22 protein-coding genes are annotated in these 13,552 nt (G+C 42.6%); 4 read left to right on the plus strand and 18 right to left on the minus strand.

Annotated elements, in window-relative coordinates:
* Positions 1–92: 92 nt before the first annotated feature.
* Positions 93–341 (minus strand): hypothetical protein, encoded by a 249-nt coding sequence (locus HP398_RS29520; protein ID WP_173624367.1) that lies wholly within the window; start codon positions 339–341, stop codon positions 93–95.
* A 132-nt stretch (positions 342–473) separates the two neighbouring features.
* On the opposite strand from HP398_RS29520, the gene HP398_RS29525 reads away from it, so the two are divergent.
* Positions 474–704, plus strand: coding sequence for a helix-turn-helix domain-containing protein (locus HP398_RS29525; protein ID WP_173624368.1), 231 nt, complete (start codon positions 474–476; stop codon positions 702–704).
* 362 nt (positions 705–1,066) lie between these two features.
* Here the strand turns inward: HP398_RS29525 and HP398_RS29530 are convergent, their stop codons facing one another.
* From HP398_RS29530 to HP398_RS29545, 5 genes are all read right to left on the minus strand, one after another.
* Positions 1,067–1,378, minus strand: a complete 312-nt coding sequence (locus HP398_RS29530; protein ID WP_173624369.1) for a hypothetical protein — start codon at positions 1,376–1,378, stop codon at positions 1,067–1,069.
* Between the two features lie 71 nt (positions 1,379–1,449).
* Positions 1,450–1,575, minus strand: coding sequence for a hypothetical protein (locus HP398_RS31270; protein WP_256436414.1), 126 nt, complete (start codon positions 1,573–1,575; stop codon positions 1,450–1,452).
* Positions 1,572–2,105, minus strand: coding sequence for an accessory gene regulator B family protein (locus HP398_RS29535; RefSeq protein ID WP_173624370.1), 534 nt, complete (start codon positions 2,103–2,105; stop codon positions 1,572–1,574). The genes HP398_RS31270 and HP398_RS29535 overlap by 4 nt, the downstream gene beginning before the upstream one ends.
* Positions 2,102–2,773, minus strand: coding sequence for a hypothetical protein (locus tag HP398_RS29540; protein ID WP_173624371.1), 672 nt, complete (start codon positions 2,771–2,773; stop codon positions 2,102–2,104). The genes HP398_RS29535 and HP398_RS29540 overlap by 4 nt, the downstream gene beginning before the upstream one ends.
* 104 nt (positions 2,774–2,877) lie before the next feature.
* Positions 2,878–3,126, minus strand: a complete 249-nt coding sequence (locus tag HP398_RS29545; protein ID WP_254476456.1) for a transcriptional regulator — start codon at positions 3,124–3,126, stop codon at positions 2,878–2,880.
* A gap of 269 nt (positions 3,127–3,395) precedes the next feature.
* Between HP398_RS29545 and HP398_RS29550 the strand changes: the two genes are divergently transcribed.
* Genes HP398_RS29550 through HP398_RS29560 form a run of 3 tightly spaced genes read left to right on the plus strand, consistent with a single transcriptional unit; the run spans position 3,396 to position 5,703 of the window.
* The gene (locus HP398_RS29550) at positions 3,396–4,733 is read left to right on the plus strand and encodes an FtsK/SpoIIIE domain-containing protein (protein WP_173624372.1); all 1,338 of its coding nucleotides are present in this window, start codon (positions 3,396–3,398) and stop codon (positions 4,731–4,733) included.
* On the plus strand, positions 4,654–5,262 hold the full coding sequence (locus HP398_RS29555) for a replication-relaxation family protein (RefSeq protein ID WP_217368954.1): 609 nt from the start codon (positions 4,654–4,656) through the stop codon (positions 5,260–5,262). The genes HP398_RS29550 and HP398_RS29555 overlap by 80 nt, the downstream gene beginning before the upstream one ends.
* Positions 5,263–5,274: 12 nt before the next feature.
* A complete protein-coding gene (locus tag HP398_RS29560; RefSeq protein WP_173624374.1) occupies positions 5,275–5,703 on the plus strand; it encodes a hypothetical protein in 429 nt (142 codons plus the stop codon).
* 58 nt (positions 5,704–5,761) lie between these two features.
* On the opposite strand, the gene HP398_RS29565 is transcribed toward HP398_RS29560, so the two are convergent.
* The 12 genes from HP398_RS29565 to HP398_RS29615 all read right to left on the minus strand — a co-directional run bounded on the left by HP398_RS29565 (position 5,762) and on the right by HP398_RS29615 (position 13,545).
* Entirely contained in the window at positions 5,762–6,145 is a 384-nt protein-coding gene (locus HP398_RS29565; protein ID WP_173624375.1) for a hypothetical protein, read from the minus strand.
* Positions 6,146–6,242: 97 nt separating this feature from the next.
* Positions 6,243–6,659 carry a hypothetical protein gene (locus HP398_RS29570; protein ID WP_173624376.1) on the minus strand — a complete coding sequence of 139 codons (417 nt, stop codon included), beginning with the start codon at positions 6,657–6,659 and terminating at the stop codon, positions 6,243–6,245.
* A 96-nt stretch (positions 6,660–6,755) separates the two neighbouring features.
* Positions 6,756–7,064, minus strand: a complete 309-nt coding sequence (locus tag HP398_RS29575; RefSeq protein WP_173624377.1) for a hypothetical protein — start codon at positions 7,062–7,064, stop codon at positions 6,756–6,758.
* Between the two features lie 6 nt (positions 7,065–7,070).
* On the minus strand, positions 7,071–7,811 hold the full coding sequence (locus HP398_RS31275) for a peptidoglycan DD-metalloendopeptidase family protein (RefSeq protein ID WP_217368955.1): 741 nt from the start codon (positions 7,809–7,811) through the stop codon (positions 7,071–7,073).
* 14 nt (positions 7,812–7,825) lie between these two features.
* A complete protein-coding gene (locus HP398_RS29585) occupies positions 7,826–8,284 on the minus strand; it encodes a phage holin family protein (RefSeq protein ID WP_173624379.1) in 459 nt (152 codons plus the stop codon).
* 98 nt (positions 8,285–8,382) lie between these two features.
* A complete protein-coding gene (locus tag HP398_RS29590; RefSeq protein WP_173624380.1) occupies positions 8,383–8,520 on the minus strand; it encodes a CD1375 family protein in 138 nt (45 codons plus the stop codon).
* Between the two features lie 40 nt (positions 8,521–8,560).
* On the minus strand, positions 8,561–8,677 hold the full coding sequence (locus HP398_RS31075) for a CD1375 family protein (RefSeq protein WP_254476458.1): 117 nt from the start codon (positions 8,675–8,677) through the stop codon (positions 8,561–8,563).
* The gene (locus tag HP398_RS29595) at positions 8,677–8,871 is read right to left on the minus strand and encodes a hypothetical protein (RefSeq protein ID WP_173624381.1); all 195 of its coding nucleotides are present in this window, start codon (positions 8,869–8,871) and stop codon (positions 8,677–8,679) included. The genes HP398_RS31075 and HP398_RS29595 overlap by 1 nt, the downstream gene beginning before the upstream one ends.
* A complete protein-coding gene (locus HP398_RS29600) occupies positions 8,868–11,042 on the minus strand; it encodes a hypothetical protein (protein ID WP_173624382.1) in 2,175 nt (724 codons plus the stop codon). The genes HP398_RS29595 and HP398_RS29600 overlap by 4 nt, the downstream gene beginning before the upstream one ends.
* A 57-nt stretch (positions 11,043–11,099) precedes the next feature.
* Positions 11,100–11,765: a hypothetical protein gene (locus HP398_RS29605; RefSeq protein WP_173624383.1), complete on the minus strand. Its 666-nt coding sequence runs from the start codon at positions 11,763–11,765 to the stop codon at positions 11,100–11,102.
* 18 nt (positions 11,766–11,783) lie between these two features.
* Positions 11,784–12,356, minus strand: a complete 573-nt coding sequence (locus tag HP398_RS29610; protein WP_173624384.1) for a baseplate wedge 1 family protein — start codon at positions 12,354–12,356, stop codon at positions 11,784–11,786.
* A gap of 13 nt (positions 12,357–12,369) precedes the next feature.
* Positions 12,370–13,545 (minus strand): baseplate J/gp47 family protein, encoded by a 1,176-nt coding sequence (locus HP398_RS29615; RefSeq protein WP_173624385.1) that lies wholly within the window; start codon positions 13,543–13,545, stop codon positions 12,370–12,372.
* Positions 13,546–13,552 lie beyond the last annotated feature (7 nt).

A 13,552-nucleotide genomic window follows, 5' to 3' on the forward strand; every position in this document is an offset into this window, starting at 1 on the left:
AACTTTGCACAGCTAAAGCAAACTTTACAACAGGTAGATTTCTACCATTTACTTGAACAATTGTTCCAGATTTTAACCTCTAAGGCAAGAACTTAGGGGTTAAGTTTTTTTCCCACATATAGACCATCATCAAATCCAGCTCTGTATGCTACTTCGGCAACCATTCTCGTCTTCAAAGTAAAAAGATTTTCTAATTCACTGATAACAACAAAGGAATAATTTTTCTCCACCTGCCCTAGAAGTCTAATGAACTCGTTGTACATCTCACTTGTGTTCTCTTCACATTCTTCAATAATTTCTAAAATTCTATTGTCAATTGCTGGATCTAACCATTTTTTCATCTCATGACTCCCCTCTCAATTTGTTTAGAAAACCAACTAACATTTACAGGCAAATGTTGGCATGATATAATTCGCCCGGAGTTCTAATTGCAAATATCACTAATGAATATCGCTAAATGATGAGGTGTAATTATGGCTCTCCTGAAAGGGAGATGCCGGTTGCCTGAAATCCTGAGAAGCCGAACGATGAAACCAGCGGAACTCGCTCGTCGCATGGGTGTGTCTGAGTCTATTGTAAGTCGCTGGCTATCTGAAGAGCGCGAGATGAGTTTTGAAAATGCTGTTTTGGCTGCTCGTATCCTCGACTGTCATGCTGAGGATTTTTATGAATGGATTATTGTAAAGAAAGGCAAACGGCAGTGAGCTGTCTAGCTCCTCCCTCTCGGAGAAACTTGACATATAGTCAAGTTCTGCATTGTACCGTTATAAATGGACGGTGCTCATTCGTTTGTCATTCCTACATCGATTAACTCTATTGTTTTTGGGATTTGTATTCGTTTTCAGGAACTTTTTTTCTGCAATGACATCAAAAAACAACATCAATAAACCAAAATGCTTTCTTCATATCACACCTATCCCTCCCTACCTTTTTATCCCTATTTATGGAAAATAATATCATTCATAAAGCATTTGCGAATCTGCTTTAGAAGGGGGGGTTCAATTTTTGTTGACTAAAGTCAGATTATCATGTATCATGTCGAATCAAAAATAAAAGACAGCCATTATTACTGGACTGTCTTCTTTGGTAAATGATCAACGAAGTGCGTTCTATTGTTGGATACTGTTGTTGCTGATCCATCCTCAAAATACACTTTACAAGTTACTGGATCAACAAAGATGATTTTATTCAAATTGACAACATTCACACTGTCTAGAGCTACGAAACCGTAATCACGCCATAGCCTCTTCGCCCCTTCAAGTGTATTCACCCAATGATACATCCCAAATCGAGTATGCAATACAAAAATGCCATCCTTATTTTTGTTCGGTCGATAAATGGATACATAGAATATGTCTTCAGTAAGATCAAACTCCATGTAATCAAATTCGTCACCTTTCTTATCAACCCTTACGCAAAAGATTCGTGCTGTATTCATCATGTCATCACTTATTTCTTACGGAGTTCCTGAGGAGTTTCCATGCTTCCAATCGTCAGCTTAAGCGAAGCAGCAGCAAAAGCAACTGAGACTCCAGAGATTACCTTTGATAAAATCTTTGCTGTATTTTGTTTCACTTTAATATCACCTCCTTTACCCATTTTATATCTATCAATAACACAGCTTGAGAAAACACCGCAAGCGTAATGATAGGTGAGTTAATAAGTAATAGGCATATAGTAAGTAAAATAGATATTACTTTGAAAGGTATCTTTAGTTTCTCGGAAATATTATTTTCAGTGCAATTTGCAGGTGCCAATACAACAACAAGCAAAAGGCATATTAGCTTTATAATCAAAAGCGACTCGTTATTTACTGGTATTAGTGGAATCACAGTGAAAACGACAACGGAAACGACGAGACAAAGACTCAAAGATCTCGCATGATAACCGCCAGAAAACCGACGAAGCAATGCAAATGCAGCAAAGGCGGTAAATGTATCGATTATATGCCCCGTAACCAAGCCCATTATGAAGCATCCGGCTATTACTCCTATCAGGTTCATCGACATTGCAATACCATATGTAAGAACTTCTACGCTGCTTGTCTCATCTGGGTTAGTATCTTTTATTTTATTCGCCAAATGAGTTGCTGCCTTCTCGATCATAAGTCCTCCAATTCTTTCTTGTGGCAGGTAATCAACAAGGTGACGAGTGCTGCGACGCCTACTCCAATCACATATTTGAACTCGTTAAAATAGTTCAACAGTATGTATAAAACTGCAAGAATAGTAGCTGAGGCAAAAATAACCCCGATTAGGACAAGTAAATTGGACCCAGTATAACTTGTTTTCCAGCTAAGTTCGTGTGGAGGCTGCATGACAAATGAGAAACCAAGATTAAATTTATACAACAACCAACTGACCAAAGCCATTACTATATCGTTAACAGCCTGTATTATAAAAGTACCCATTCCTGTAGACTGAAAAACATCTCGAATAGTTGCAAACTCAAGAGTAATAAGTGATGGAGCTATGATAAGTTGAGACAAATCAAACGCCAAAATCCCTATTGCTATAAGCATTGCTGCTTTAACAGTTCGAAACTTTAAAAGGTATCGAAAAAATATAATAAACAGAACGTATTGTATAGGCATATCAATTTCGGGTAATTGTAAAACAATCCTGAATAGGTACGAAGTTGCAGATAATGTGGTTCCTATTATAATAAACTCTTTTTTGTAGTCCCAAAAAGGAAACCTGAATAGCTTAAATATGAATGCTAGTACAACGATGATATCTGCGAATCCAAGTAAGAGATATAGTATAGTATTCACTCACATGTCTCCTTTGATGACTGTTCTCCCCTACTACAATAGCCCTACTCTAACTAGTTATCAAGAATATAAAAACAAAAGCCCTCTCTAATGAGAAGGGCTTTTCACATTGGTGGAAACAATTTTTCATATGTTGCTTCCGGATCGACTTTCTTAGCAGCTTTCAACACCTTATTAATGGTTGTCTGTCGTGGCGCGTAACCCTTCTCGCCTGCCATGCTGTCTATAGTTTGACGATGCACTCCGCTCTCGCTTGCGAACTCTACAGACGTTTTCTTTTGATCGTCCAGCCATTTTCCGAATGGCGTTCTGTATTTTCCGAGACCAAACATCCTTATCACCTCACTAATCATGATGGACAAGGACGAATAATTTCATACGTTAATGTGTGAAGAAATTCGTCATATTGGACATTCACCATCGCATCAGATAGTAACACCAAAACAGTTCGTTGCTGGTTTCGCTCCACAATTCGTTTAATGCGCCTCCCTATTGAACGGCAAAACGAACAACAACTACCAGTAATGACAATGAACAATAAACTTCTGATCTGTTCGTTTTAACCACAACTGTTTCTATCGAAACAACAACAACGAGGTGGCGTGAAAGGAGTTGGTGATCGGTGATTTTGGAAGTGATCTCGTCTGCTGTGCTGGGAGGTGTTGCACTGTATGCTCATTTGCAAAAGTCTGGAGTTACAAACGACAGCGAGAAGTTGAACAAGATTTTTTCTCTGACTGGATTGAACGTAAAGGACAAAGACAAAACCTATACCGCGCAGCTCGTCAAAAAAGTAAATCACACATGGGGAACTGAGTACCGTTATCGCATTCCGTTGGGCCGCAGCTTTGAGGATTACCTGAGTAAGCTCGCTCATATTCAAGATGGATTGAACAACCGCAAGACAGTGTTGCAATTTTCTTTTACGAACCTAAAAACCATCAATCTCACTAGCCCCCTACTTCCCCAACTTAAAGCGCTCCTTGCAAAGAAAAAGACTGCAAAAAAGGAAGTGGAACTTTCGTATGATGGGCTACTCAAGGTGAAGGTTTACAATCAGCCGATACCCTCCCTTGTAAAATTTGAGGAATTGTATCCAGCTGGCAATTGGCAGGTTCCTGTTGGTTTGATTAGAGAAGGTAACTCGATAATCCATCATGATTTCGAACAGATCCCCCACGTGGTAGTTGGGGGCGCCACGAGATATGGCAAAAGTAACTTTTTGAATCTGATCATCACCACTCTACTAACTCAGCAGCCGGACAACGTACAATTCACGCTGATCGATTTGAAAGGTGGCGTGGAGTTTTCTGACTACCGAAATGCAAAGCAAGTAATTCATTATGCAGAGGAGCCAGAAGAAGCCGAGAAGGCTCTGTGTGCGCTCGTTAAGGATATGAGGGGTAAACAATCGGGCATTAAGCAGAAGGGCTACAGGAACGTTCAGGAAGCCGGAGAGAAGGTCAGGCACTTCATTATCATTGATGAGGTCGGAGAACTAAACCCTGACGAGGCTGTTTCCAAAGAGGACCGCGCCCTCAAGGAACGCTGCCAAACATATTTGAGCCAGATATCTAGATTGGGGGCAGGTTTAGGATATAGGCAAATACTCGCCACCCAATACCCTACTGGTGACGTCATTCCGCGCCAATGCAAACAAAATAGCGACGCCAAGCTATGCTTCCGCGTGCAGACAGCTACGGCCTCTCGTGTGGTCCTGGATGAGACTGGAGCCGAAACACTCCCTGAGATCAAAGGTCGAGCTATTTACCAAACAGCAGACAAAAGACAGATCGTCCAGACTCCTCTTATCGATTCACAGACCATTCGTAAGATCGTGCAGCCACACGTTACCATTCATCCTAGAAAGGAGCAGAACCATGCAGACAGCCGCCACGAAACGCATAGAGAGGCAGGAACAAATCCTGCACAGTCTGGACAGATTCGGTTTTTTGAGTAGGTCGCACATTCAACGCCTACACCGTCTAGGCGGCGACAGGAACGCCCAAAAGGTCCTCAAGTGCATGGAAGAATACCTTCAGTCGTTCCGAGAAGATGAATATGGCACAGTGTACTATCTCAATCGAGTTGGTCGGCAAATGATCGGATCAAAGAAAATCGTGCGGCGGACATTACAAACCAAACACACACTCATGCGTAACGATTACTACTTTCACATGGGATGCCCGGTCAATTGGCGAAATGAAATTAAGGTGACGGACGGCAAAACAACGCTCGTTACTGATGCTCTATTTACGAAAAATAAACGCCACAACTTTCTTGAAGTCGATAACACCCAAAGCATGGCTGAGAACAGCACAAAGTTAAAGCGTTACAAGGAAATGTTCCATCGCGGATTGTTTCAAAACGAGTTTGGGTACTTCCCTACCCTGCACATTGTAACGGTCAGCAGAAGCAGAGTCAGGCGCTTTACGGAGTTGTGCGAAGGATTGCCTATTGAGGTGTGCCAGATAAACGACATCATGTGAGGAGTGGTCAAGATGGCGAGGACAGAGGTAATCAAGTTTCGAGATTTCATGGATGGTACTTGGAAGATTCCGAAGCCTAAAAAGCACGATCTGAAGAAGCTTACAGATGCGCTGATAAAGACAGGGTCCATGGTGCCACTTGCTCTAGTCCCTGCATTGCACGCGAGTGCAGCCGAAAGTATCCCAGCTGCAGCTACGCAAGTTGTAGCAGGCGCGACTTTGCAGGTCCTAGCTCACGCACTCGATCCATTAACTCAAATACTTGTGGCCATCTCTCTTCCTGTTGCGTCAGTAGTCATGATCGGCGGATGCTTTTTCTTTATGTTTGGTCAATCTGAAAAAGCGTGGTCAACAATTCAAAATTCTGGCTTGGGATATCTGCTTATTCAACTCTCTCCGCTCTTTATCAAAGTCTTGGAGCAGATTGGAAAAAGCATATAAAAATGATACCCGCCTCCTCAATATGGAGACAGGTGATAAAAAAGGAAAGCCCCACTTTTTAGTGGAGCACTGCTACCGCTATGTCGTTCTCAGGAGGTCCAACAATCAGCGGATTGTGTCCACCTTCTGGCGGGCCAACAATTAATGTAGTGACTCCCCATTCAGGTGGTCCAAATGTAATAGGGCTTCCTCCACCTTCTGGTGGTCCAAACATTTGCCAGCCAGAACCTCCATCCAAGCTTAGTTCCCAATCAGGGCCTGTTGCTTTCATACCCCAGCGTGGACCATTATCCAGCTTTACGACTTCCCATTCAGGTCCTTTAGTTGCCATAATACCGTAACCCGGGCCGTCATCAAACCGCATTGATTCCCATCCACCACCGTCATGCAATCTCATTTCTGTCCAATTAGGTTCTGTGCCTCTCAGGATGTGATATGCCATGTTCTCACTCTCCTTTTCTTTCAATCTATCATACAATCCCTCCAGAAAATAGAAAAGCCTTCTCGGATTACTCCAAAAGAAGGCTGCATAAATACAGTTACTTATTGAATTTTTCTCTCAACTGTTTGAAAATCTCATTATTCGGATCGCTGCTCGGTGCCATTATGACCTTACCCTCTGTAAACACGACCAATTGTTCTGTCTCACTTCCGTCCGCTTTCTTACCTCTTAAGAGAACAATAACACCTTTCTCCTGAGCCACAGCATCCACAACTTCCGGCTCACTGATGACATTTGATTTATCACTTTGCATGTTCATTGCCAAAGTCATAATCGGTTGAGCCTCTGGAAGTACGTTGTTTTGAATGAAAGTCTTCTTTGCTTCTTCGTCATCTCCTTGAAGCATGACGTTAACGTACTCGACTGCGAGTTTCTTTTCGGTTTCATGTGTACCCCCACCACAACCAGATAGCAGGAGCAACGAAGCTACACATGCAATTAGAAGTTTTTTCACGAATGTTATCCCTCTTCCTTTTTTTCATAATAATACCACATAGCAAAACATAAAAAAGCCCTCCCCCGTTTTACCGGAAGGAGGGCTCATAGTGGTTCACTCTTTGATTACACGCTTTCTCAAATACTTATACATCCACTTAACCAATCTAGCCCACGCGTTTTTACCTCCAATCAAGGCAAAGCCCGAACGAATCCGTGCTGGCAAGCGGTCATAACGATCAATTACAGCGTGTTCTTTCAACTCAAGGTATTTATACATGCCGGGGAAGTGGCTCTCTACCTCTGCAATATAGCCCATAATCCTCGGGAACAGATCTGCAGCCATTAGCACCCCAACAAAAACGAGTAGGGTAATTAATGCGCCCCACTCCTGCCAGAAATACAAAACTTGTTCAATTAACATTTGCAATCACATCCTTTTCGATAACTTCACGGTTTTGTTCTCTTGTATCCACTCCACTTGTAGCCCAAGAGCCGCCGAAATCTCCCGCGCTGGGGCGTAGGACGTTCCTGCTTCGTTAATAATGGTCAATTGCTTGCCGTTGACTGTCACGGCTTTGCTGTCTGGGCACCATCCTGGTGTGACGCCTACAGCCTCCGCTACCGCACGTACAGGCAGGGATGAGACTCCATTGTTGAGGTAGCCATGCTCTGGCAGTACCTTACCGTTAATTTCGACGGAAACCTTATCCACAGGGTTATCAACAGGTTTTTTCTCCGGTTGTGAACAATCCTTCGCATAGAAATCATCGACGTACTTAACCGGATGTACATGGTTTCCGAAACCAAAACTCTGGCCATTTTTCCGAACCTCAAAATGCAAGTGTTGGCCTGTGGATTTTCCGGTGTTACCTTGCCGCCCGATCACCTGACCACGATCAACGAACTGTCCAACTGAGACACAGTAATCTTTGAGGTGTGCGTACAAATGCAGGTAATTGTCTTTGTCTTTAATGATTACTGTGTTTCCAAAACCGCCGACTCCAGTACCCGTTTGCCCCATGTTTGCATAAACAACCGTCCCAGCAATGAAAGCTTGAATTTTTGCGTATGCTGGTTTTACTAGATCAATTCCTGTGTGGAATTCTTCCCTTTCGGTGATAGGGCTCTTACGAGGACCATATGGGCTGGTTATTCGATACTCTTTCATCAAAGGAATCATAATCACTTGTTCTCCTTTCGAGCGGCTCTTTCAGCCTTGGCTTTGATCTCTGATCCGACTAGGTTAACAATGGACTTCGGCATGGGCCAGCCTGCGCGGTGAGCATTTGCGGCTAGGCTGTTCCATGTGTGATATATCAATCCGAACGTGACCCCATAAAACAGAAATCCTGGCGTGCCCATGACCTTATCCAGCAGATTTGCTATTGCTGGTAATGCAAAGAGAAACAACGTACGTGGAATACGACTCAAGCCGTATTCTGATGAATACGTTTTGTCCTTTTTAGAAGCTCTCACGCCCGTAATCCAATCAAGACAAATCATACAGAATAGTAAAACAAGGATGTCCAATCGATCAGTTCCATAGAAGTATTGAAATAACGGTGTTGCTACTGCTCCTATTGTCGCTGCCCATCCATTTGCTGGAGTTGCTACGTTTTCTAAGCTTAAAGCGAACTTCATCAGATCATCTTCCTCTCCACCCCCTTGGGGCAAAAGATAAGGGAGCTGCGTTAGCAGCTCCCTATAAAAAAAACTCTCTCCATTCTGCGGAAAGAGTTTTATCCTTCTAAAGGCATACCGTCTGTGCCCAGTCCAAGTGCCTCTAAATCAATTTTGACTGCTGGCTGCAGGTTCACAGGTACACTTTCAAATGTACGACGTCCCGCAATAATCAGCGCTACATAGATCGCTACCATAAGATCACCTCCCTTCAAAGAAATAAGCCAGATACCAAGGTTAGTTAGTAGTGTTTTCAGCATCGATCATCCCCTGCACTTCCGCTTGGAGATGGACCGGAATTTGATCTATGGTTCGTCTTCCAGCCTTCACCAAGTTATAGTAAATATCTGCCATTATTTAGTTCCTCCAATCTGAGATTTAAGAGTAAGAAGTTCCTCATATACCTGAGCAGTTGCCTCCATAATCATGAGCTTGTCTTCTTTTTCTGCCGCAAGCTCAGATTCCAGTTGAGCGATTCTTATCCTTGGGTCTTTGGTGTTGTCCTCATTGATTTCTGTAATTGGTTTCGGATTTCGATATTGCATCAATCAAAAGCACCCCCAAATCCATTTAAAATCACTGTTTCTGTTGCAGTTCCTTTTGTGACTTTTAAATGAATGTTGATTCCCCACTTGCCTGACGTAGATGTTGTATTTGTGAAATGATATCCACGTTTTGCTTGTACTTGACTCGTAATGTTTTCCCAAGTGGGATTCGTGTCATATGCATTATTACAGGCTTCCACAAGAAGAACAGCACCGACTGGAATGACAGCATCCATAGTTACAAGTATCCGGTTAGCCTTTTGGTTGGTGGTGAAGAAACTTTTCACATCAGGATTCGAATAATTGAGTTTAAATTCTATTCGGTCATCTGTACGAGTGAATGTAAAGATGCGATCGGAATAGGCTCCTTGATTATCAATAGCCCGAATTTTCAGTTGGTGCTGTGCTAGCGATGTGCGTAGCCATTTATCTGTTGGAATCGTTACGGTGTAGTTTTGACCGTTAACACCCGGGAAGGAATTAAACAGTACATTGTCTAGGTAATATTCAATGGTAAATGGATTCCCTTCTGGGTCAGTGACGCTAAAACTCTCAGATGGAGGAGTACTGACTGTTCCCAAGTTTTTATCTGTACCTGAAATAACTGGAGGACGATTCCAAACGACCTTAAAAGTTCTCGTTTGGTTTGGTGACGTACCACCTTTATCGTCCTGTGCCCAAACATCTAGCGTGTGGTTAGTTCCTTCTGCCAAGTCATACCCTACAACATCCGTAGCGCCATCCCAGAGTCGTTTATTGCGATAGGTTAGGTTCTTGGCAAAAGAAATGGGCGTACTTCCGTCAGAGACCCCGGAGTTAATCGCCCTAGCAGTTCCATTATTGAATTTGTACCAAACAGTTACAACGTTACCGGAATCTGATTCTATTGCAGAGCCAGCAATTACATATGTGTTCCCTTCCGTCAATGTAAGATTGATAGTTGGATCAGTAAACGGAAATTTTTGTCCAAGTTTTTCTCCAGTGTATTCTGGATCAACGCCTATCTTATTGAAAGTATCCTGACTTACTTGGTATATTCGAAATCCGTCAAAATACGCATATTCCCCTTCGTCCGCTGTAACAACACCCCATACAGTGAGTGCATTAGCAGCAGCGAGATCAGTAGGAGAAATTTTTACATAGGATATATTGAATTTGGTACTATCAGTTAGTTTATTACCATCCTTATAGGCAGAACCGTCAGCCCTGAATGACACCTTACAAAACGCAGCATCAGCATTACCGTTTTTCACATCTACCAGTGCGATGTAGTATTGACTCTTGTCAACAAGACTTAATAAATCTCGACTCCAAAACCCACCAGTAGCCTTGCTGCCGTATCCAGAAATAGAGTATCTGATACTGTAGTTCCCATATTTCTTATTGTTAGAATCGAGAGTCAAAGAAATATATACTGAACTCTTTGTCCACTTACTTGTGTCCTCACAATTACCATCTGCCCCTAGAAGATTCTCTGGTGGTGAAGTGAGTTTAAGTGATGGTGACGTATTTAATGCCTCAAGTACCGGTCGCCATCCACCCATTGCTTGTGAAGATTTAGCTGTATCATCACAGTACCTCGCTGAGTTGTAACCTCTTACAACTCGTCCTCCTGCCGTAGCATCTTGCCCCCATGTATGAGCATAGAACCAATTCCAATACTGATTATGCGTGCTATTCAAATCAGAACTATTTTGTGTGGTGTCAAGGTCAGAGCTTGTAGGTACAGGCAATCCACTGATTCCTGCCTCGTTTACAATAATGCGATCCCATTCATTACTCGTAGGAGAACCACCTGCATAATTATCTGATCCTCGTCTGCTAGTCCCCCCTGTAAGTAGTCGTAAAATATATTGTTGACCATCAATAGTAACATTCTTTCCAAATACTAAACCTAGATCATTCAATGCATCCCATGTAATACCCCAAAGTATGACCCTATCTGAGATTAACAATCTTTTTCCATTATCATTAACCTCTCGCCATTGTATTTTGTATGCGTCATGAAAATCTGTATCTCCTATATAGAATGTATAATTCATATGCGGCGGTATATTTCCGGGTCCGGCAGCTCCTGGTGGAGTTATGTTAGGGCCCCATGGTCTTGTGGGTCTTTCCTTCTTTGTCGAACCAAGATAAAGCGTTCCGAGTTTAATTAGGTCTCCTGTTGCCATTGATGCTTGCCTCCCTTCTGCAATTGTCCGTTATCAGCATGGTTATTGTTCATATACTCATACCTCCAAACGTGAATATGCCGCGTTGTAGTAACCGTTTGTCAACGCGATGTCATCAATCGTTTCCAAACCATCATCAAACAAGTTGTGACTGAAACTATCTGGAAACGTAGCTTTGATTGTATCGATTTGGTTTTGCAGATTGTTGATTGCAGATTCAAATTCCGATCGTGGAATATGGATGTTTGTGTTGTTTACGTGTGCATTGAAGTCCGATACTGTCACATAAGCAGTAGGTAGGATATTCGCAGTAACTGATGTTGCATTTCCCACAGCAACATTGATCTGAAATTCACGAGAATAAGAACCAGCGATAATTGGTGGGATATAATCCCCGTTTGGTCCAGCATTTGCGTATGCATATAGGATTTCCCCATAATCAGGGTCATTTGCGAAAATTCCAAGTTCACAGGAGAAAGTAATCTGATTGATATTTGAATTCTCAAAAACTGCTTTGATTTGTGCAGTGTCACCATTGATCGCAAATGAACTAATCGGAAAATATCCGATTGGTTGTATAAGCTGTGTCAAATTACTTGGATCGCCATTGACTTGCCCCGAACCAATCCCCATTTTTGTATAGACAAGCGGTTTTCCTGTCTGTGATTTGGCATACAGGATCTTGCCTAACTCCGTAATGACCATCGTAATGTACTGTGCCAATGGTTACGCCTCCTTTCATTATTCCGGATTTGGAAAAGTGAGTTGTGTTGTATCTCTCATTGTGACAATCATCCCGAGATAATCTCGCCTAGTTAACTCAGTTTGCCATGCCACATTCAAACGCACTGTAGAGGGTTTTGGGATGATGTAACCGACTGTGATTAGTTCCACACTCTGCAAACCAAGGTCGCCACGTATCGTACCTTTCATGGTCATATCCTGATTGTCAGTAATCATCAATTGTGCATCTGGAAAAAGGCTATCCCACATGTCATAAATCTCAGGAACAGTGCCATCCCATTGGTTTTGTGCAATTTTTGCTTTTAGAGCAATTTGGTAATTGTGATCATCTAGGACAGGGGATGATCCATCCGCCAATTGAAAAGGCAGGAACCTTGTCCTGCCAATTAATTCGCCTAACGTATCCAGTTGTACACCGACTGCATTTTCAACATCAAATGCGCTCGGGATGATATTAGATATTATCTCAGCGTCATCAGCTTTTTGCAGGAGTGCTGATAGCCATGACATGAATTTTGGGCGGTTGTAATGTTCTGATGTAATCAGGTCTAAATACGGTTGAATCGCCACGTAATCACCTTCCTTATGTGACGTTTACGGTTACGTGTGCTGCCGATCCTCGCGCAGCTTCGTTAAATAGCAACACGATGTCTGCCGTTCCTTGTGGCTGTCCGGATTTAGCAGCAGTTAAGCCAGTAATCGAAAAGTACGGACTTGTCGGAATTCGGTTTGCCTGTAATGCGGCACCCCATAAGCTGGATAAAGTCAAGTTATTACCTAGGAATAAACTGTTGATGTAATCAGCTACATAGCTTTTCATGTCTTCTGTTGTCTGATTTGTATATCCAGATAGTTTCTTGACATTAACGACAACATCAATATCAACATAGGTAGGACGATAAAATCGAATTGGCGTAATTTGATCATATCGGTCTGTTATGTCTACCTCTGTTGTTCCGTTTGTATAGCCACCAGGAGTTTTTCTTGTAGCAATGGCCTCTGCGATATCTTGGTCAGATCCACCTTCTACAACGGTTGTGATGGAATGCTCGGGGTGCCCCATTGCGTTGGTTTGTCCTGTATCGTTCTCGTATACTTCAAACCGTGTAACGCCACTAACGTTCGCCACGGCCCCTTTTATGCCTTCGAGCACGCTACGACTTGGATTCGCAGTACTTACTGCTTGTTTTGTTCGTAATTTAGGATCGCTTTCAACATCGGTTCCCGGCGTTGCATCTACCGGATTTGTAATACTCGTCCAACCTAAAGTTGGGGTTTCGATATACTTGATCGTATTTGCAGGTGAATAAATAGCACCAAATGTTTGGCATGTTGCCACAGTAGATACAGTCCCATTTGATCCAATGGTAACTGGTGACAAGAGATTCCACTTCATCCCGTTTTCATCTCTTGCAATGCCTTGCGTAATGACAGTGCCTGGAGTGCCACTTAAAACTACTGGTGCCGTAGATGCTGATTGTCCACTTCGCTTGATGCCATTTATACCCACGACTACATCCAATCCTGTTCCTACGGCGGTAGATGGACCTCGACTGTTATAGGCGGCTTGTGCAGCAAGGAGAGCATCATAAATTTTATTCGAGAATGCAGAAATCAACTGATAATCTTGACTATCGTTTCCAAGATAAACATCTTGTCCAAAAATTTGTTTCGCTTGAGCAATCAAATCATCTCGAATATCCTGATATGTCGGCATATGGAATCCACTCTCGTCTATATAAGGTGCGAAGTAAGCCATGTTTATC

Origin of the sequence: Brevibacillus sp. HB1.4B, assembly GCF_013284285.1 — a bacterium.
In the GTDB taxonomy this organism is placed as follows: domain Bacteria; phylum Bacillota; class Bacilli; order Brevibacillales; family Brevibacillaceae; genus Brevibacillus; species Brevibacillus porteri.